Genomic DNA, 20,194 nt, shown 5'->3' with positions numbered 1-20,194 from the left:
TTTGACCTTTCTTGCAGCTTGAGGCTTGCAGCTCAAGGCTGCCCCTCAACCGTACCGCTTGGCCGCCTCGATCGCCAGACCACTGCCGATGCTGCCAAAGATATTCCCTTCCACATGCCGCGCATTTGGCAGCATCGCCGCCACGCTGTTGCGCAGCGCTGGAATCCCGCTTGAACCGCCGGTGAAGAACACCGTGTCCACTTGCCCGACCTGGACATCAGCGTCATTCAACAGTTGGCCGACGCTTTCGCGCACGCGTACCAGCAGGTTATCGATGGCCGACTCGAACAGCGCCCGGGTCAGCTCCACGGCGAGGCCCGGCTCGATGCGGTCCAGGGGCACGTTGCGGCTGTCGTTGTAGGTCAGCTGGATCTTGGTTTCTTCCACTTCCATCGCCAGCCAGTGCCCGGCGCGCTGTTCGATCAGCTTGAACAGGCGGTCGATGCCGCCGGTGTCCTCGATGTCGTAGCGCATGCTGCCCAGGGCCAGTTGCGACTTTTGCGAATAAACCGAGTTGATGGTGTGCCAGGTCGCCAGGTTCATGTGGTGGCTGGTGGGCATGTAGGCGCCGCTCTTCATGCGGCTGCCGTAGCCGAACAGCGGCATCAGGCCTTGCAAACTCAGTTGCTTGTCGAAGTCGGTCCCGCCGATGTGCACGCCACCGGTGGCGAGGATGTCGTCCTGGCGCTGGTCGTGGCCACGACGCTCGGGTGACAGTCGCACCAGGGAGAAGTCCGATGTACCACCGCCGATGTCGACGATCAGCACCAGTTCTTCCTTCTCGATGGTCGACTCGTAGTCGAACGCCGCCGCAATCGGCTCGAACTGGAACGAAACGTCCTTGAAGCCGATCTTGCGCGCCACGTCCACCAGGGTGTCTTCGGCTTCCTTGTCGGCGACCGGATCTTCGTCGACGAAAAACACCGGACGACCCAGCACCACTTGCTCGAACTCGCGACCGGCGGCGGCTTCGGCGCGCTGCTTCAACTGGCCGATGAACAGCCCCAGCAGGTCCTTGAACGGCATCGCCGTGCCCAGCACGCTGGTGTCGTGCTTGATCAGCTTGGAACCCAGCAGGCTCTTGAGCGAGCGCATCAGGCGGCCTTCGTAACCTTCCAGGTACTCGTGCAGCGCCAGCCGACCGTAGACCGGGCGGCGTTCTTCGAGGTTGAAAAACACCACCGACGGCAGGGTGATCTTGTCGTCCTCCAGCGCGATCAGCGTTTCCACGCCGGGGCGCAGCCAGCCGACGGTGGAGTTGGACGTGCCAAAGTCGATACCCAAGGCACGGGCTGGAGATGCGTTTTTCATGTCTTTGCGGTTCCGGTCGAAAAAACGGCCGCGCAGTGTATGCCAGTGCGGCGCAGAATCGAAGGCCGACCATCCACTAAATCTCGCCGTTCGTGCCTTGATAAGCCGCCCCGAAGCCCCCAACTTGTCAGCATCAAGCGCGGCAGCCCGCGAACGGTCGCAAGTACCGGACGCCGCTGCCGATAAACTTCTGAAGCGCCCCCCGGTCACAATAGTGTCCCGCACTTGAGATCGGTCAACCGGCCAGCCGCAAATGCGAGCATGCTGGCCGTCATGGCGCGATATCGATAACGGATGGTGAGCCTTAGATGGACTTCAAAGACTATTACAAGATACTCGGTGTGGAACCGACCGCAGACGATAAGACGATCAAGGCCGCTTATCGCAAACTCGCGCGCAAGTACCACCCCGACGTCAGCAAGGAAAAGGACGCCGAAGCCAAGTTCAAGGATGCCTCGGAAGCCTATGAAGCGCTGAAAAGCGCCGACAAGCGCGCCGAATACGACGACCTGCGCAAATACGGCCAGCATGGCCAGCCGTTCCAGGGCCCGCCGGGTTGGCAGGGTCGCAGTAGCGGCGGTTTTGGTGGCGGCAACACGGGTGATTTTTCGGACTTCTTCAGTTCGATCTTTGGTAACCGTGGCCCCGGTTTTGGCGGTGGACAATCAGGCCGCAGCGCCGGACGACGAGGGCAAGACGTGGAAATGGAACTGGCGATTTTCCTCGAAGAGACCCTGTCCAACGAATCGAAGAAAGTCACCTTCCAGGTGCCGCAGTACAACGCGGCCGGCCAGCACGTGAGCAACACCAGCAAGAGCCTGAACGTGAAAATCCCGGCTGGTGTCACCGATGGCGAGCGCATCCGCCTCAAGGGCCAGGGCGCGCCGGGCATCGGTGGCGGTGCCAATGGCGACCTGTTCCTGATCATCCGCTTCGCGCCGCACCCAAAATTCGACGTCGAAGGCGAAAACCTGATCATCACCTTGCCGCTGGCACCGTGGGAACTGGCCTTGGGCGCCGAAGTGGCCGTGCCGACCCTGACCGGCAAGATCAACCTCAAGGTCCCGGCCGGCAGCCAGAACGGCCAGCGCATGCGCGCCAAGGGCCACGGCTTGCTGAACAAGGCCGGGCAACGCGGCTACCTGTTCGTGCAACTCAAGGCCGTGATGCCCAAGGCGTCCAGCGACGAGGTCAAGGCGCTGTGGCAGGAACTGGCGAAGAAGGCCGCCTTCAACCCGCGAGAGAACTTCTGACACCCCAGATGGAGTAGCCGACTATGAGCAGTCCCCTGATCGTTCAACTGGACATGGCAGAATTCTGCGAGGCGACCGAGCTGTCGGACGTCTACGTGATCGAAATCGTCGAACACGGCATCCTCGAACCTCAGGGCTCCGTGCCCAAGGATTGGCGTTTCACCGACTACGAGCTGACCCTGGCCAAGCGTGCCGCCAAGCTGCGGCACGACCTTGAGCTGGAATGGGAAGGGGTGGCGCTGGCACTGGACCTGCTTGAGGAGGTCCAGCAGTTGCGGGCGGAGAACCGGATGTTGAAGCAGCGGTTGGGGCGGTTGGTGGTGGAGTAGGGGCTCCCGCTGCTGGGGCGAACCAACGGAATTGATAGTCAGAGACCGCCATCGCCGGAACAATGCGATCGCGAGCAAGCTCGCTCCTACAGTGGAGCGGTGGCGTGCGCGGCTGATTCTCCCTTGTAGGAGCGGGCTTGCTCGCGATAGCGGTACACCCGGCGCCACTGTGTTACCTGATAGTGCGCGACGCCCGGTGGCATTGGAGGGCAGGTTCAATCGTCAATCCCGTCAACCACCCCTCGGGTCGAGCTGATCGAGGGCGCGGTTCACCGAGATTTCCGCGAGCATGACGATTTGCACGATGCCCAGCAGGGTGTTGCGGCCGGCGCCTGTTTCACGGTCGGCCAGGTCCAGGGTGATGACGCTGGCAGAGGCAAGTGATTCGCTGACGCTGCCCAGCAGCTCCTGGATGTGGACGTCCGGGTTGACGTTGTACATCGAGCAGGGCTTGCGGGGTTTGGCCTTGAAGTCGGCGGTGGAGGGTGGGGGTTCGCTGTCGTTTGTTTCGGGTGGATCTGGTTTGACCTTGCGCATATCTGAGAACTCTTATTGGGGCCTACACCTTTACGCCGCTAAGCAAAAAGAGGTGGCGACTGCACGCAGGTTAGCGGACCGGGGTTCTCAAACCGGTGCGCCCTGAGGCGCCCTGCGTGCGGTCACCATAAAACCGCAGGCATAAAGCCTGTGCGGTGGATGCACGTGCAGTTGAAAACCACGGGCCGCTAAGCCCGACCACTGAGGTATCAGTGGCGAGTCAACGATAGAGCCCAAGACCAAGCTGCACTAGCCGGCCGATTCTGGGAGGGTCGTAGGTCACGACGCAAGGTTTTGTGGCTTTCAGGAAGTAACCTGGAGTGCTTTTAAACAGCGCTGGTAAACGGGAAAAACTTCTTACGATCAAAGCTTTCAGGTAGATGTTTCCAACGGGCGCTTGGTCAAAATCTGACATTTCGGTGCCGCCATCGTCGGAACGCCGCCCGGAGCAAGCTCGCTCCTACAGTGGAGCGGTGGCGTGCGCGGATGATGTGTTCGGCGAAAATCCCTTGTGGGAGCGGGCTTGCCCGCGATCGCGGTGCATCAGGCGCCCGCTGTGTTGGATGACACCCCGCTATCGCGAGCAAGCTCGCTCCTACAGTTGATTGGTGGCGTGCGCGGATTGTGGTTTCGGTGAAGATCCATGTGGGAGCGGGCTTGAACTGGTCAAGTAATCTTGGACACTGATTACGGTTCACGCCGCCAATCTTTCCTTCACGACCGGCGACCTGTAGTCGTTATAGCTGTGAGGCCTGCTGATGTTGTAGCGCGAGACATAGCGCTGCACATCTGCCCGGGCCTCATGCTCCAGTTTGTAGCCCGTTTCAGGCACCCACTCGGACTTCAAACTACCAAAGAAACGCTCCATCGGGGCATTGTCCCAGCACTCGCCTTTACGGCTCATACTTTGCCTGAACCGATGTTTCACAAGCGCATTTCGGAATTTATGGCTGGTGTACTGGCAACCTTGATCAGAATGAAACAACACATCCTGGGGATGGCCGCGCAGCTCAACCGCCATGCGTAGCGCTTCGCAGGTCAGGTTGGCATCAGAAATCATCGAAAACGACCACCCTACGATCCTGCGAGCGTACAGATCCAAAACGGCGGCGAAGTACATCCACCGCTTGCCGACCTTGATGTATGTCACGTCGCCACACCACACCTGATTAACCGCCGTCACATCAAATTTTCGCTTGAGCACGTGCGGCGCCACCAAGGCCTCCACACCCGGCGACTTGTACTTATGGCGCCGGCGCTGACGACTAGCGATGCCAGCTTCGCGCATCAAACTGCGAGCCATATAACGCCCGATACGATGCCCTTTGGCTTGTAGCTCCTTGGACAAAGTACGTGCGCCGGCCGACTCTCTGGACGCCTTGTGGTGCCTGACCAACGCGGCTTTGAGCTTGTCCCGTTCAGGATTTGCTCTGCCTTGGCGCTGGCGCCAGGCGTAAAAGCTACTGCGGTTGCCCCCAAACGCCCGGCAACACTTTTTAACGCCGTACTGCTCGCCCAGCTCATCGATCAGCGTGAATGATCTTTGGCGTCCAAAAGCAGGAGAGCACTGGCCTTTTTTAGGATTTCGATATCCAGGTCTTTCTCTCTGAGCAGAGCTTTGAGTCTCTGGATTTCTCGTTGATCAGCGGTAATCGCCTTGGCCCCCACCGGAGTCGAGCCCAAGCGCTCTTTTTGCACTTGATCAACCCAACGGCGCAGGGCTGTGGGGCCGATATCCAGGCTGGCACAGACTTCGGTAACCGGCTGACCTTCATCCAACACCATGCTGGCAGCCTTGAGCTTGAACTCACTCGAATAGGATTTACGCATATCCAAACACCTCAGATTTGGGCGCTATCATAGCGCCCGATTGAAGTGTCCAAAATCATTAGGCCAGTTCAGCTTCACGCCCTAACTATGTACCGCAATCACCTCCCTCCAAAGTGATGTGCTAGCCCTCCAATTCACTGGAGAGACGCTATGCCCAATCCCCCCGCTTCAGCCAGCCTGCACGGCACGTTCCTGGAGAAGTCCATTCCCGAGTGGTTGATCAACGCCAGTGCGGAACGCCGCCAGGCCCTGAAAGATCATGCCGTTGCCACACCTGACTGGTTAAAAAATGCCACACGCGAGGAGCGGGCCGCCGCAGGCGTGTCCGCGGCGGCCAGCCTTGCCGCGCAGAATTGCCTCGACAAGGTCATGTCCAGTCTGCAAACCATCGACACCTTTGCCGAGCCCTTGCTGGTCGAGGCGCTGAGAGACCAGTTCAAGGTCGAACTGGACGTCAACACCACGCTGCTCAGTCTCAAGCAACCGCTGGAGTGGGGGATATTCGGCACCGATGTCGGGACCTACGAAGTGTTGCGCTTGCCGCTGCTGCAAGCCGCCCTGCATAACTTTGAAGCGTCGGAAACCGAGCCCAACGCCTTCCACGAGTCCTCGGGGTTTGTGCAGGAAACGGCAAACGGTTTCACCCCGGTCGAGACGCCGCTGACCGTGGCCCAGTTCACGCAGTTGTGCCGCTCGCTGGACATCGGTGCGAAGTACCAGGCTTACCTCAAGGACTTCCTCAAACCCGCTGACGGTGTCGCGCTGCAAACCCTGCGCCTGCCCTTCATCGACGCCCAGAAAACCGCGATGCGCGCCGCCGCCGAACTGGCGCTGCTCAAGCAGGACATTCAACCGGCTGACTACCGAATGATTCTCTCGGTAATCGCGGGTGAAACTCATCCGTGGATGGGCGAGAAACAGGTCTGGTTCCGTGACCTGTTTTTGATGAAGCGGCGGATGATCGGCTGTGTGCTGTTCATCATCTGTGAAAAATACCGTTACCCCGATTCGCTGATCCTGTACATCCCCAACGACCCGCAGCATCCACTCAAGCGTTACACCTTCGATGAAATGCGTGCGATGTTCAAACGCCGCTTCACCACCCGCGATCCCGTGCAGACCAGGGGTGGCAGCCCCACCCCGGAGCAACGCCACTTCAGCCGGTTTGTGTCATATGCCGACCTGCCGCATTACTTCAAGACGTTCACCCAGGATGCAGCGGACGCCCCGCTGGGCCAGACGCTCAACCCTTACATCTCCATCGCCAACAAGGTGCTGCAGGGCATCAATCCGTTTTCGGGCTTCAAGCAACTGCCCGATGTCGCCGTCAATCAGGCCCCCAACAATGACCCCTTTCTCGCACCCAGCAGCCTCCCGCGCAAGGGCGAAGGCCTGTGGTCGGAGAACATGGAGCTGTGGGGGTATCTGTTCGAACAACACCGTGACAAGGTCATCGCCGATGCGCGCAGCCATGCGGTGCCGACGGCGGACGTCGATGCGCGGGTGCGTTCGGAAAAAATCGCCCATCTGTTGAACATCGGCATGCTCGTGTTGACCTCGGTGGCGATGTTCGTACCGGTCCTGGGCGAGGCGACGATGGCGGTGATGGCCGGCCAGTTGATGTCGGAGACCTTCGAGGCGTCCATCGAATGGAGCGAGGGCGACATCCAGGCTGCCAAGGCGCACCTGGTCGATGTGGCAGAGAATCTGGCCTTTATCGCCGTGGCCGGCGCTGCCGGTAAAGGCCTGGCCAAGTTGAGTGCGGTCAAGGCTGAACCGGTGATCGAGCGACTGGACGCCGTCACCCTGCCCAACGGTGAACCCCGGCTATGGCGGCCCGACCTGCGCGGCTACGAGCGCCCGGTGTCGGTGGACCGCGACGTGCCGGCCACTGAGCTGGGTCAGTTCGAATTTGACGGCAAAACCCACGTGCGACTCGATGGCCGGTTTTACCAAAAAACCTACGACACAGCGCTCAAACGCTGGCGCATCGAGCACCCGGCACAACCGCACGCCTACCGCCCGGCGCTCACACATAACGGTCGCGGCGCCTGGCGTCACGTGCATGAGCGACCATTGAGCTGGGACCGTCTGACATTGCTGCGACGCATGGGGCCGTTGACCGATCCATTCTCCGACGGGCAGTTGCTGCAGGTTGCCGATGTCAGCGGTATCAGCGACGCCGCTTTGCGCAAGATGCATCTGGACAACGCCGGGCCACCGCCCTCCTTGGTCGATGCGATGCGACTGTTCAACGCCGATCACGGCGTGGCGCAGGTCATCGAGCAGATAGAGACCCGGCGCGCCGTCGATGATCGCTACCTGTTTACCTTGCCGCTGATCGCCGAGTTGCCACGCTGGCCGGCCGGGCGGGTGTTGCAAGTGTTCGAAGGCGCCGAGTTGGCCGGGCCATCGCTCAAGTACGGTTCCGAACGGCGGATGGCTCGGGGCAAAAGAAAGACGCCGATTCGCATCAGTCGCGCGGACGTGCTCAGTGGAGAGTTGCCCGAGCGCATCCTGGCCGCTCTCGACGAGAAGGAAATCAACGACCTGCTCGGTGGCGAACCGGCCCGGGTGAAAGAAGCCAGGCCAGCAGAGTTTCGCAAGCAAATCGCCGATTTCGCCCGCACCCGTCAGCCGGCGTTGTTCGAAAGCCTCTACAAAGGCGCGGACCCGGTGGCCCCTGGCGTGGCCAAGCTGCAACGGTTATGTCCAGGGCTCAGCGAGTCGGGCGCCGTCATCGTGTTGAGCCAGGCCAACGCCGAAGAACTGATGCGTCTGGCGAACGGACACGCGCCGCTGCGCCTGCTGGAACAGGGCCGTTGGTACGCCCAACAGGGCCGGTTGAGCCGGGCTTTCGCCGGGCTGCATCTGCCAAACACGGTGTCGGCAGACAGTAAGCGTCTGGCCTTGCACACATTGGCGCAATTGCCGGGTTGGTCGGGGCGAGTGCGTCTGGAAATTCGCGAGGGCCGTATCGAAGGGCCGCTGATCGATGGTATCGGCGACCCGACGAGCGAGGTGCGCAAATACCTGGTGAAGAAAGGACCGGTCTATCAGGCCTTCAATGATCGCGGCGAAACGCTCAATGGTGTGCCTCGTGAAGGCGATAATTTTTACGCCTCGATCCTGCACGCGTTGCCCGACGATGCGCGCCAGGCCCTGGGCATTCCAGGCGTGGCGCAAAGTGCCGACCTGCGACGGGCGATCATCGACCACGCCACTGCGCATCCCGCTGAGGCGGCGCGGGCGTTGCGCGATCGATCAACGATGCGCGCCTGGTTCAGGCCACCGCAACGCATGACCAAAAAACTGTTGGGCTACCCGGCCAGCGGCCGTGCGGAAGGCGTGGACGGTGAACTGATCGCGAGGGTGCAGTCGGTGTATCCGGAGTTGTCGAATCCCGATGCGCTGAACTTTCTGCTTCAACGATGGCGACAGGGCGAGAGTCGTCAGCAGATCTGCCAGTGGCTCGACAGCCGATTGCAGGAATGGCAGAACCTGGAAGCAGCGCTCGATCATTGGGTGGCCACCGACGACCCGCAGCGCCAGCCACGTTTGCGATGGAGCAGCAAAACCGAGGTGGTGCAGGCGATCAAGGTGGCGTGGCGTAATGCGCCGTTGGTCATGGCCGATCCCACAGCCGTGTCGCGGCTTGACCTGTTGATCGATGAACCGCTGGTGGCGCTGCCGGCCGATTTTTCCCATATCCGTGAACTCGCCGTGGCGGGTGCCGGTCTGTCCAGTGCGAATATCGATGGTTTTCTGCGCGCGTTCGGCCAGGTCAACACACTGACCCTCTCGGCCGGTGCGTCGCTGCGCAGCTTGCCGACCTTGCTCGACAGCCTGTCGCAACTCACCGACCTGCGGGTGTTTTCGAGCCTGCCGCTCAGCCTGACGGACATGGCCCGGCTGGAAAACATGACCCGGCTGCAAAGCTTGCACCTGCGTGGCGTGCTGGCCTCGCCCGATACCTTTGACGTGAGCCGCTTGACCCGCCTGCGCAGCCTTTGCATCGCGCAAACGAACATGCTCGCGTTTCCCAAGGGCGTGCTTGAGTTGCCTGGCCTCGAACGGTTGGATCTTCGCGATACGAAGGTCAGCCAGTTGCCGGAGATCCTCCTGGAGGGGCGTCACGACAAGCTGTTGTCCGGCCTCTCGGTGGAGTGGTTCTGGTTCTCGCGCGAAGCGTTCAAACCGATTTATGACTACGTCAAGAATCATCCCGTACACCTCATCGATCGGGAAGAAATGGTCCGGGGTTATTGCCGGGGTCGGCTGGGGCATTTGAGCGATGCGCCCTATGCAGCCCTTCGACCATCGACGCAAACCCCGTTTGTGTTGCTGTTCGAGGCGTTTTTGCGCACATGGGAGGGGGCCCAAGCCCGATTCGATGCCGTTGAAGCCGTGCTCGATCAGCACGACGAACTCAGTCGCCAACTGGACGCCTGGCTGGCGGGGATGAAGTTCCTGGACAGCGCCGCTCTCTGGACCGAGGCGCCGACATTCAGAATCAGTTGGTACAACGGGCTGCTGCGCCGTTACGGCGTGGCGTCGTATTCCCAGGTACTGGAACTGCCCGGCATGAAGGTTGACCGCCTGCCGGCGTTTTCCACCGATGACTTCGCGCATGTGACGACGTTGTCGCTGCGCGAGCTGCAAGCGCCCCTCGAGCAAACGCGGCGCTTTCTCGGTCATTTCAGCCAGGTGGAAAACCTCGATATGGGCGGCAGTCAATTCTCCGATGTCGACGTTTCGCGGCATGGGTTGGACGTCAGCGAGCTGCGTCACCTCAAGGTCCTGAACCTGGCAGGCAGCAATCTGCAGCGTTGGCCCACCGGTGCAGGCAACCTGGCCTGGCTTGATTTGAGCCGCACACGGATCAGCGCCGTGCCCGAGGTTGTGCTGGCCGATGACTACCTGTTGTTGCGCACTCACCTTGCGGACATGCCATTGGCGCCACAAGCCCGGCAAGCGCTGAGTGCCGCTTACGCCCGGATTGAACGGACCAACGGGATCCCGCTCGGAACCCTCGACCGTTTTGCCCGCGAACCGCTGCCACGGGCATTGGTGCCCGGCGAAACAGTGGCGTCGATCATCGAGGCGCTGTTGCCATTGCCGGTTGAGGCACCGGCAGGCGAGGGGCTTGCCCAGCGTTTGCAGCGCGTCACCCCGGTGTCGGAGGACGCAGCCTTACAAGCGCTGGAGCAGATGCGCACCCATGGGCTCAGCGATACACAGGTGGGCGAGCGCATAGACGGCTGGCACCAGAATCTGGTCGACCTGACCCGTCGGCTCAACGGTTGGATGTGTATTCGCCAGACCCAGGGCGCAGGGTGGCTGGTGTCGTCCCAAACGCGACGCGTCGCCGCGCTGCGCATTGTCGAGTGCTGGCAGCAAGGCCTTATCGGTTGGAGCGGCATCGCCGATCGCACGCTGAGTTTCGATGGTTTGCAGTTGGGCGACCTGCCCGAGTTAGCGTTGCCGCTGCCCCATGTGGACACATTGGACCTGACTGGTGTCAGGCTTTCCGCTCAGGGCTCCAATGCGTTCCTGGGGGCATTCACCCACCTGCGAAGCCTGACCCTCAGCGGCCAGAACTTGCAGGCGTTACCGCGGGCGATCGAGTCCATGGCCACACTGGAACGGCTGGCGTTGTCCGGCAACGAGTTGCTCGACCCCCGGGAAATCTACTCGGTCCTGGACCCTCTGGAGCACCTGCAATGGCTGGATCTGAGCCACAACGATTTGCCCGCGTTCAGTGTCGGGACCTTGCCGCGACTGGAGGCGTTGGACCTGCGCAACAACCTGATCACTGAGTGGCCAGAAGGCACGCTGCAATCGGTGTATCTGCGCGAGCTGAACCTGAGCGGCAACCGAATCGCTCACATTCCCGAAGAGGCGTTCAACGGGCAACATGACACGCTGATGCAGGGGACGGACCTGTCCGATAACAGTCTGTCGGGCGACAGCCTGATGCGGCTATGGGATTACGCGCTGAGTGTTCATCCCAACGCCTGGCTGGGTTATGCACCCGATGACCTGGACCTGATGCTCGATGAGTCGGGCAGCGGCAGCGAGGAAGAGATGACTGTCGAGAGCGACGTTGAAGAGGCGGGCATGTCCGTCCAGCCTGACGAAGTGATCACGCAGATCGACGCGCGACCCGAAGATCTCCAGCCTTGGCTCGAAACCCTGGAGCCGAAGGTGGCGGACAGTTACCGGTCGCTGTGGAACCGGTTGGCGGCCGAACCGGACAACGGCGCGTTTTTCCATTTGCTGAGTCTGCTGCGACTGACCCCGGAATATCGCTTGGCCCGCGCTGACCTGACCCGTCGCGTCTGGGAAGTGGCGGGGGCGGCGGGGGAGGACACCGAGTTGCGCCAGACCTTGTTCAGCCTGTCCAGCACCCATGGCACCTGCGAGGATGGACGGATCCTGACCTTCAGCGGGTTGGAGGTGAAGGTCTTTGAACGCAACGTGCTGCAAGGCATTGCGCCGGATCGTCTGGAAGAGAAAGGCGCGGCGTTGCTGCGCCTGTCCCGCCAGTTGTTTCGTCTTGCGAAGGTCGAGGAACTGGCCAGCCGAGCCACCGGCCGTCACGCCGATCCGGCGGAAGTGCGCCTTGAATATCGCTTGGGTCTGACCCGTGGCTGGCGGGACGGCCTGGAACTGCCCGGGCAGCCGAAATACATGCGGTTTGGCCGACCCATCAGCGGCACGGTGTTGCAGCAGGCGCAGGCCACCATCGAGGCCATGGAGCGGTCCGATGCGTTTTATGAAGACCTGATCAGCCGCGATTACTGGGTGCAGTATCTACGGGAAAAATACCCCGAAGCCTTCGACACTCTGGATCGCAATGCGGCCGAAAGACAGGGCCAACTGGAGGATGCTCACTCGGGGCTGGGCGACGCAGGGTACGCGGGTGCAGTGGAGATGCTCGGCATTGAGCTGAGCATTGCGCGCAATGAAAAACTGATGGAATTGTCGCGCCTGGAAACCCTGGATGAAGCAGCGGCGCCCTGACCCCGAGTCAGCGTTAACGACCATCGCGAGCCGGCGTCCGGACACCGGCAGGAGCGAGCCTGTTGAGGCGTCGCGATGGGGCCCCAGACACCCTGGAAGTTACTGCGCCCCTTGCAGCACCTTGTAGTAAAGGGCGGTTGGCTTGTAGCGACCGCTGGGGTCGCAGGCGTAATCGGGAATTTCCCCTGCACGGGTGTAGCCCAACGCCTGATAAAAGGCCTCGGCGGGGGAGCCGGCTTCGGTGTCGAGGTAGAGCATGCCGCGTTTGTATTGCAACGCGGTCTGTTCCAGCGCACTCATCAACTGCTGACCCAGGCCGCGACGGCGCGCCTGCTCACGCACCAGCAGCTTCTGCACCTCAGCACGGTTCAGCCCATTGGCTTTCTGGCACAGGGTCAGTTGCACGCTGGCCTGGACTTCTTCGTCCTTGACCACCACCCACAGCAGCACATTGCCTTTGCCCAATTGCTCCTGCACGTCATCGAAATAGGCACGTGCCTGGCGGGCATCCAGATCTGCCATGAAACCCACGCTGGCACCATAGCCCACGGCATCGAGCAGCAGGTCGATCAAGCCCTGGCGGTAGTGCGCAAAACTTTCAACATTGACGCGGCGTAACTGGGCGGCATTCATCGAGCGTTACTCCTGGCTGGCGCAAGGGGGTTCAGCGCCAGGGTTGAGGGTCAGTTGCATGAAGGTCAGGTCCAGCCAGCGCCCGAACTTGGTGCCCACCTGCGGCATCTGCCCGGTGATCACGAAACCGACGCGCTCATGCAGGCGAATGGACGCGGCATTGCCGCTTTCGATGGCCGCGACCATCACGTGTTTGTCGCAGCCGCGCGCGCGCTCGATCAGCACGTTCATCAGTTTGGGCCCCAGGCCATTGCCGCGTTGGTCGCTGCGCACGTACACCGAGTGCTCCACGGTGTGGCGGAAACCGTCGAATGGCCGCCAATCACCGAATGAAGCGTAGCCCAGGACGCTGTTGTCGCCGGCGACAATCACCAGGATCGGATAGCCCTGGGCCTGCCGGGCGTCGAACCAGGCCTGGCGATTGCCCAGGTCGACCGCTTGTTCGTTCCAGATCGCCGTGGTGTTGAGCACGGCGTCGTTGTAAATGTCGCGGATCGCCGGCAGGTCGGCGGGGATCGCATCGCGGATGGAATAAGTCATGGGCTGTCTCGAACTATCGGTTAGGCGCTGCGTGGAAAAGTCGTTATTGAAACATGCTGCGACAACGTGGCGCTTATTGCCAATCGGGTGAGGCATATGTACCGCACGACAGAGTGGCAGGAATTCCAGCATCGGCGTGTTCGCTCCCATTTCGCCGGGGCGATTCACTGACTGGAGTTTTCGATGACCACACCGATAGAACACGCCGGCATGCCGGTATTACCCCCCTTGAGCCCACCCTTCACCAGCGCCGACGATGCTGCCCTGTGGGCGCATCAACAGGAACGGCGCAGCGACCGGGAATACGGTGCCCTGATATTGAAACGTCCCGACGGCAATTTCGTCGCCACCACCCCGATTGAAGATGGCGCGGATTCCTTTGATTTCGAACGTTTGCTGCTGTTGGAACGGGCCACGCAAACCATCATTCACCCGCCGGGTTATCGGTGTGTGGGCCTTTTCCACACTCATCCCGAAAACGAGCGAGAGACTGCACGGTTGTTTCCTCATTACCGCGAGGAGCAGGTCAAGCTGCACATCACGTTGCCTTCGACGGTGGACCTTTCGCTGTCTTTCCGGCAATCGGCCGTTTTGCAGCAGCAGTACATTTCCAGCCCCTATGGCTCCCTGATTGTCTATGGCATCGACCCACAGTACGCCCGACGCAGCCCGAGCTATCGAATGGGTTCGACGCCGGAAAGCCGTGTCCGGCGAATCGTCGCCATTGGCCACTTCCGAGTGCTCGAGCCCGGTACGGTCTGGAATGGATGGCGTGGCCCGGTCACCGCCGACTGGGTGCCCTACCAAGCCGTTACGCCCTGATCCATAACCTGTTCAAATCGTCACCAGCCCGCGTACGCCTTCGGCTTCCATCTGTTCGCCGCGCCCCTGTTGCACGATTTCGCCCCGGGACATCACCAGGTACTGATCGGCCAGTTCGGCGGCAAAATCGTAGAACTGTTCCACCAGCAGGATCGCCATGTCGCCGCGCGCGGCGAGCTTCTTGATTACCGCGCCGATTTCCTTGATGACCGACGGCTGGATGCCTTCGGTGGGCTCGTCGAGGATGAGCAGTCGCGGACGACTGGCCAGGGCTCGACCGATCGCCAGTTGCTGTTGCTGACCGCCGGACAGGTCGCCGCCGCGTCGATGTTTCATTTGCAGCAGCACCGGGAAGAGTTCGTAGATGAACGCCGGGACTTCCTTCGCCTCGCTGCCGGGAAAGCGCGACAGGCCCATCAACAGGTTTTCTTCGACGGTCAGCCGACCGAAAATTTCCCGGCCCTGGGGCACGTAGGCGATGCCGGCGTGCACCCGTTGGTGCGGCTTTAGCGTGGTGATCGGCTGACCTTCCCAGTTCACCACGCCCTCCCTGGCCGGCAGCAGGCCCATCAGGCATTTGAGCAGGGTGGTCTTGCCCACCCCGTTGCGGCCGAGCAGGCAGGTGACCTCGCCGACCTTCACGTCGAACGTCAGGCCACGCAGGATGTGGCTACCGCTGTAGTATTGGTGCAGCTGTTTCACCTGTAGCATCTGAACTCCCGGGTTTGGTTTTGAGCTTGAAGCTTGCAGCTTGCAGCTGTCCGATTCATCGGCCCAAATACACCTCAATCACCCGCTCATTTTCCTGCACCTGCTCGAGCGAGCCCTCCGCCAGCACGCTGCCCTGGTGCAACACGGTGACGTGGTCGGCAATCGAGCCGACAAAGCCCATGTCATGCTCCACCACCATCAACGAGTGCTTGCCCGCCAGGGTCTTGAACAGTTCAGCGGTGAATTCGGTTTCGGCGTCGGTCATGCCCGCCACCGGTTCGTCGAGCAGCAACAGTTGCGGGTCCTGCATGAGCAACATGCCGATCTCCAGAAACTGCTTCTGCCCGTGGGACAGCAGGCCGGCAGGGCGATTGACCGAGGTGGTCAGGCGAATGGTTTCCAGCACTTCGCTGATGCGATCCCTTTGCTCGCCGCTCAGGCGCGCCCGCAGGCTGGCCCAGACCGACTTGTCTGTTTTCTGCGCCAGTTCCAGGTTCTCGAACACGCTCAAGGCTTCGAACACCGTGGGCTTCTGGAATTTGCGACCGATGCCGGCCTGGGCGATCTGCACTTCGCTCATCTGCGTCAGGTCCAGGGTTTCGCCAAACCAGGCCTGGCCATGGCTGGGGCGGGTCTTGCCGGTGATCACGTCCATCAGCGTGGTTTTGCCCGCACCGTTGGGGCCGATGATGCAGCGCAGTTCGCCGACGCCGATGTACAGGGTCAGATCGTTCAAGGCCTTGAAACCGTCGAAGCTGACGCTGATGTCCTCCAGGGTCAGGATGGTGCCATGGCGGGTATCCAGGCCTGGGCCGACGCGCTGGCCGAGGCCGATGGCCTCGCGGCTGCTGCCGGGGTCCTTGTTCGGTTGCGGTGGATAGAACGCCGGTTCGAGCATGAATTGCGCCGTGGCCGTGATTCTCATTGCTCACCTCGTTTCTTCAGCAGACCGATCACGCCCTTGGGCAGGTACAGGGTCACGACAATGAACAGCGCACCGAGGAAGAACAGCCAGTACTCGGGGAACGCCACGGTGAACCAGCTCTTCATCCCATTGACCACCCCAGCGCCGAGCAACGGACCGATCAGGGTGCCGCGCCCGCCGAGTGCGACCCAGACGGCCGCTTCGATGGAGTTGGTCGGCGACATCTCGCTGGGGTTGATGATGCCCACCTGCGGTACATACAGGGCGCCGGCCAGGCCGCACAAGACCGCGCTCAAGACCCAGACAAACAGCTTGAAACCGCGTGGGTCGTAGCCGCAGAACATTAGGCGATTTTCCGCATCGCGCAGGGCCGTCAGCACCCGGCCGAATTTGCTTTGCGCTAAACGCCAGCCGATGAACAGGCTCGCGATCAGCAACAGCACCGTGGCCAAAAACAGCACCGCCCGCGTCCCGGGTTCGGTGATGCCAAAACCCAGGATCGTGCGGAAATTGGTGAAGCCGTTATTGCCACCGAACCCCGTCTCGTTGCGGAAAAACAACAGCATGCCGGCGAAGGTCAGGGCCTGGGTCATGATCGAGAAGTACACACCCTTGATCCGTGAGCGGAAGGCGAAAAAACCGAACACCAGCGCCAGTAGACCCGGCGCCAGCACCACCAGGCACAGGGCCCAGAGGAAACTGCCGGTGCCGGCCCAATACCAGGGCAATTCAGTCCACGACAGGAACGTCATGAACGCCGGCAGGCCATCACCTGCCGCCTGGCGCATCAGGTACATGCCCATCGCGTAACCGCCCAGGGCGAAGAACAGGCCATGACCCAGTGACAGCAGGCCGGCATAACCCCATACGAGGTCCAGCGCCAGGGCGACGATGGCGTAGCAGAGAATCTTGCCCACCAACGTCAGTGTATAGGCGGAGACGTGCAACGCGCTGTCCGCCGGCAACAGTGACAGCAGCGGCAATGCCAGCAGCACGGCAAGGATTGCTGCGCCAACGGCGAGGGTGACTTTCGGGCCGGCCTTTTGTGCGGCCGTGAGCATCAATGGCTGGTTCATCAGTCGATCACCCTTCCCTTGAGTGCGAAGAGGCCTTGCGGACGCTTCTGGATGAACAGAATGATCAGCGCGAGGATGAGGATCTTGCCGAGCACCGCACCGATCTGCGGCTCCAGGATCTTGTTGGCGATACCCAGGCCGAAGGCGGCCAATACGCTACCGGCCAGTTGACCGACACCCCCCAGTACCACCACCAGGAACGAGTCAATGATATAGCTCTGGCCGAGGTCCGGGCCGACGTTGCCGATCTGGCTCAGGGCCACACCACCAAGGCCGGCGATGCCCGAGCCCAGGCCGAAGGCGAGCATGTCGACGCGCCCGGTGGGCACGCCACAGCAGGCGGCCATGTTGCGGTTCTGGGTGACCGCGCGCACGTTCAGGCCCAGGCGCGTTTTGTTCAACAACAGCCAGGTCAACACGACCACAAAAAGCGCGAAGGCGATGATGACCATGCGGTTGTACGGCAGCACCAGGTTGGGGAGCACTTGGACCCCGCCGGATAACCAGGCCGGGTTGGCCACTTCGACGTTCTGTGCGCCGAACAGCAGGCGCACCAGTTGAGTCAGCATCAGGCTGATGCCCCAGGTCGCCAGCAGGGTTTCCAACGGGCGCCCATAGAGATGACGAATCACCGTGCGTTCCAGCGCCATGCCGATGGCGGCGGTCACGATAAATGCCACCGGCAGCGCGATCAGCGGATAGAACTCGATGGCCTGGGGCGCGAAACGCAGGAACAGCAACTGCACGACATAGGTCGAGTACGCGCCCAACATCAGCATCTCGCCGTGGGCCATGTTGATCACCCCGAGCAGGCCGAAGGTGATTGCCAGGCCGAGTGCGGCGAGCAGCAGGATCGAACCCAGGGACATGCCGCTGAAGGCCTGGCCGAGCACCTCGCCGATCAACAGTTTACGTTTGACTTGGGCCAGGCTGGTTTCGGCGGCAGTGCGCACGCTGGCGTCCGTTTCCGCACCGGCTTGCAGCAGTCCTTCGAGACGCGTGCGCGCCAGCGGATCACCGGTTTCGCCAAGCAAGCGCACGGCTGCCAGGCGCACGGCGGGACTGGCGTCCACCAGTTGCAGGTTGGCCAGCGCAAGGCTCAGGGCGGCATGCACACCTTCGTCCCGTTCGGCTGCCAGTTGCTGGTCGAGGAATTTCAATTGCGCAGGCTTGGCACTTTTCTGCAATTGCTGGGCGGCGGCCAGACGCATTTTGGCATCGGCGGCGAGCAGTTGATGGCTGGCCAGCGCGGTGTCGATCAACCCGCGCAGACGGTTATTCAGACGCAGGGTTTTCGGCTGGCCATCGACGCTCAGTTCACCTTGTTGCAAGGCGTTGAGCAATTCGATGCGTGCCGGGTCGGGTTGTGCGGCCCAGGTATCCAGCAGCTTGACTTGCTGGGTGGGGTTGGCGGCGAGGAAGTCTTCGGTGTCGCTGGCCTGAGCGGCCATGGGCAGCAACAGCGCGAGGACGAGAAGTAAACGATGGAGGGGAATAACCATAGGTAGCCGCCTTGACACGGACTAATTGTGGGAGCGGGCTTGCTCGCGAAAGCAGTGGTTCAGTCACCATCAATGTTGCCTGACACACCGCTTTCGCGAGCAAGCCCGCTCCCACAAGGGGGAACTGTGTTGGGGCTGAGTGATGTGCTCAACCCCACATCCGGTGACTCAGTTACTCTTCACCGCATACTCCGGCTTCTTGTCGTTGCCCGGGATGAACGGGCTCCAGGGTTGTGCGCGTACCGGGCCTTCGGTCTGCCACACGACGTTGAACTGACCGTCCGCCTGGATCTCGCCGATCATCACTGGCTTGTGCAGGTGGTGATTGGTCTTGTCCATGGTCAGGGTGTAGCCGGACGGCGCGGCAAAGGTCTGGCCGGCGAGGGCTTCGCGCACTTTGTCGACGTCGGTGGATTTGGCTTTCTCGGCCGCTTGCGCCCACATGTGGATGCCCACGTAGGTGGCTTCCATCGGGTCGTTGGTCACCGCTTTGTCGGCGCCCGGCAGGTTGTGTTTCTTGGCGTAGGCCTTCCAGTCATCGACGAACTTCTTGTTCACCGGGTTCTCTACCGACTCGAAGTAGTTCCACGCCGCGAGGTTGCCCACCAGCGGCTTGGTGTCGATGCCGCGCAGTTCTTCTTCGCCCACCGAGAACGCCACCACCGGAACCTCGGTGGCCTTCAGGCCCTGGTTGGCCAGTTCCTTGTAGAACGGCACGTTGGAGTCGCCGTTGACCGTGGAGATAACCGCCGTTTTGCCGCCCGCCGAGAACTTCTTGATGTTGGCGACGATGGTTTGATAGTCGCTGTGGCCGAACGGGGTGTAGACCTCTTCGATGTCCTTGTCAGCCACCCCTTTGGAGTGCAGGAACGAGCGCAGGATCTTGTTGGTGGTGCGCGGGTAGACGTAATCGGTGCCCAGCAGGAAGTAACGCTTGGCGCCCCCGCCTTCTTCGCTCATCAAGTACTCGACGGCCGGGATCGCCTGCTGGTTCGGCGCGGCGCCGGTATAGAACACGTTTGGCGACAACTCTTCGCCTTCGTATTGCACCGGGTAGAACAGCAAGCCGTTGAGCTCTTCGAACACCGGCAACACGGATTTGCGCGACACCGACGTCCAGCAACCGAACACCACCGCCACCTTGTCCTGGGTCAGCAACTGCCGGCCCTTTTCCGCGAACAGCGGCCAATTCGACGCCGGGTCAACCACCACCGGCTCGAGCATCTTGCCGTTGACGCCGCCCTTGGCGTTGATTTCGTCGATGGTCATCAACGCCATGTCTTTCAGCGATGTTTCAGAGATCGCCATGGTCCCGGACAACGAATGCAGAATCCCCACCTTGATGGTCTCGGCGGCCTGGACCGTCCACGTCATGCCCATCGCGGCGATGCTGGCCGAAAGGGTGAAAGCCTTGATCAAACTGCGACGCTTCATTGTGCGATCTCCATGAACTAATGAATTTTTCCGGTGGCAGATGCGGACTACTTGAAGGTCTTTAGCAAGGGCTGTGCCCAAGTCCGGAGATCGCGTGCTTGAGCCGTTGCTGGCTGCGCGAGTGAGGGGGCGTGCACCACGCTGGCGCCGAATCGGCGCCTCGGTGCACACCATGCGCTGCGGTGGTGCCCGGTATTTTTGCGGTGCAAATACATATGTACCGCTGACGTGAAGGACCAAGGTGGATCATGGGTTGTGCGACTTG

At 61.4% G+C, this 20,194-nt stretch carries 14 protein-coding genes; 4 read left to right on the top strand and 10 right to left on the bottom strand.

Translation table 11 applies throughout. The features are described 5' to 3' along the window. Window positions 1-45: 45 nt before the first annotated feature. Window positions 46-1,311 (bottom strand): Hsp70 family protein, encoded by a 1,266-nt coding sequence (locus tag AB4O36_RS23385; RefSeq protein ID WP_460118514.1) that lies wholly within the window; start codon window positions 1,309-1,311, stop codon window positions 46-48. A 308-nt stretch (window positions 1,312-1,619) separates the two neighbouring features. Here AB4O36_RS23385 and AB4O36_RS23380 point away from each other — a divergent pair, with 308 nt between their 5' ends. Together AB4O36_RS23380 and AB4O36_RS23375 are read left to right on the top strand one after the other, a co-directional pair. Then, entirely contained in the window at window positions 1,620-2,564 is a 945-nt protein-coding gene (locus AB4O36_RS23380) for a DnaJ C-terminal domain-containing protein (protein ID WP_460118512.1), read from the top strand. A 23-nt stretch (window positions 2,565-2,587) separates the two neighbouring features. After that, a complete protein-coding gene (locus AB4O36_RS23375; RefSeq protein ID WP_460118511.1) occupies window positions 2,588-2,893 on the top strand; it encodes a chaperone modulator CbpM in 306 nt (101 codons plus the stop codon). Window positions 2,894-3,124: 231 nt separating this feature from the next. Here AB4O36_RS23375 and AB4O36_RS23370 read toward each other — a convergent pair whose 3' ends face one another. Both AB4O36_RS23370 and AB4O36_RS23365 read right to left on the bottom strand, forming a co-directional pair. Then, the gene (locus AB4O36_RS23370) at window positions 3,125-3,430 is read right to left on the bottom strand and encodes a DUF6124 family protein (RefSeq protein ID WP_460118510.1); all 306 of its coding nucleotides are present in this window, start codon (window positions 3,428-3,430) and stop codon (window positions 3,125-3,127) included. Between the two features lie 694 nt (window positions 3,431-4,124). After that, window positions 4,125-5,260, bottom strand: a protein-coding gene (locus tag AB4O36_RS23365) for an IS3 family transposase (RefSeq protein WP_460140388.1) whose coding sequence is annotated in 2 segments (ribosomal slippage) — window positions 4,125-5,011 and window positions 5,011-5,260 — 1,137 coding nt in all. Because the reading frame shifts where the segments join, the coding sequence is not laid out codon by codon here. Between the two features lie 150 nt (window positions 5,261-5,410). Between AB4O36_RS23365 and AB4O36_RS23360 the strand changes: the two genes are divergently transcribed. Beyond that, window positions 5,411-12,286: an NEL-type E3 ubiquitin ligase domain-containing protein gene (locus AB4O36_RS23360; protein ID WP_460140387.1), complete on the top strand. Its 6,876-nt coding sequence runs from the start codon at window positions 5,411-5,413 to the stop codon at window positions 12,284-12,286. Between the two features lie 99 nt (window positions 12,287-12,385). Here the strand turns inward: AB4O36_RS23360 and AB4O36_RS23355 are convergent, their stop codons facing one another. Further along, window positions 12,386-12,919, bottom strand: a complete 534-nt coding sequence (locus tag AB4O36_RS23355; protein ID WP_460140386.1) for a GNAT family N-acetyltransferase — start codon at window positions 12,917-12,919, stop codon at window positions 12,386-12,388. A gap of 6 nt (window positions 12,920-12,925) precedes the next feature. Next, complete coding sequence (locus AB4O36_RS23350) at window positions 12,926-13,459, bottom strand: N-acetyltransferase family protein (RefSeq protein WP_460118504.1); 534 nt, start codon at window positions 13,457-13,459, stop codon at window positions 12,926-12,928. Between the two features lie 183 nt (window positions 13,460-13,642). Between AB4O36_RS23350 and AB4O36_RS23345 the strand changes: the two genes are divergently transcribed. Beyond that, entirely contained in the window at window positions 13,643-14,281 is a 639-nt protein-coding gene (locus tag AB4O36_RS23345; protein ID WP_460140385.1) for a DUF4329 domain-containing protein, read from the top strand. 12 nt (window positions 14,282-14,293) lie between these two features. Here the strand turns inward: AB4O36_RS23345 and urtE are convergent, their stop codons facing one another. From urtE to urtA, 5 genes are all read right to left on the bottom strand, one after another. Beyond that, complete coding sequence (gene urtE, locus AB4O36_RS23340; RefSeq protein WP_460118501.1) at window positions 14,294-14,992, bottom strand: urea ABC transporter ATP-binding subunit UrtE; 699 nt, start codon at window positions 14,990-14,992, stop codon at window positions 14,294-14,296. Between the two features lie 55 nt (window positions 14,993-15,047). Then, the gene (urtD, locus tag AB4O36_RS23335; protein WP_460140384.1) at window positions 15,048-15,917 is read right to left on the bottom strand and encodes an urea ABC transporter ATP-binding protein UrtD; all 870 of its coding nucleotides are present in this window, start codon (window positions 15,915-15,917) and stop codon (window positions 15,048-15,050) included. Beyond that, window positions 15,914-16,993 (bottom strand): urea ABC transporter permease subunit UrtC, encoded by a 1,080-nt coding sequence (gene urtC / locus AB4O36_RS23330; protein ID WP_460118498.1) that lies wholly within the window; start codon window positions 16,991-16,993, stop codon window positions 15,914-15,916. The genes urtD and urtC overlap by 4 nt, the downstream gene beginning before the upstream one ends. Further along, on the bottom strand, window positions 16,993-18,495 hold the full coding sequence (gene urtB / locus AB4O36_RS23325) for an urea ABC transporter permease subunit UrtB (RefSeq protein ID WP_460118496.1): 1,503 nt from the start codon (window positions 18,493-18,495) through the stop codon (window positions 16,993-16,995). The genes urtC and urtB overlap by 1 nt, the downstream gene beginning before the upstream one ends. Before the next feature lie 168 nt (window positions 18,496-18,663). Then, entirely contained in the window at window positions 18,664-19,929 is a 1,266-nt protein-coding gene (gene urtA, locus AB4O36_RS23320) for an urea ABC transporter substrate-binding protein (protein WP_460118494.1), read from the bottom strand. Between the last annotated feature and the right edge of the window lie 265 nt (window positions 19,930-20,194).

It is taken from the genome of Pseudomonas sp. S2_E01 (assembly GCF_054668365.1).
This window is presented reverse-complemented; position numbering and strand designations above follow the sequence as displayed.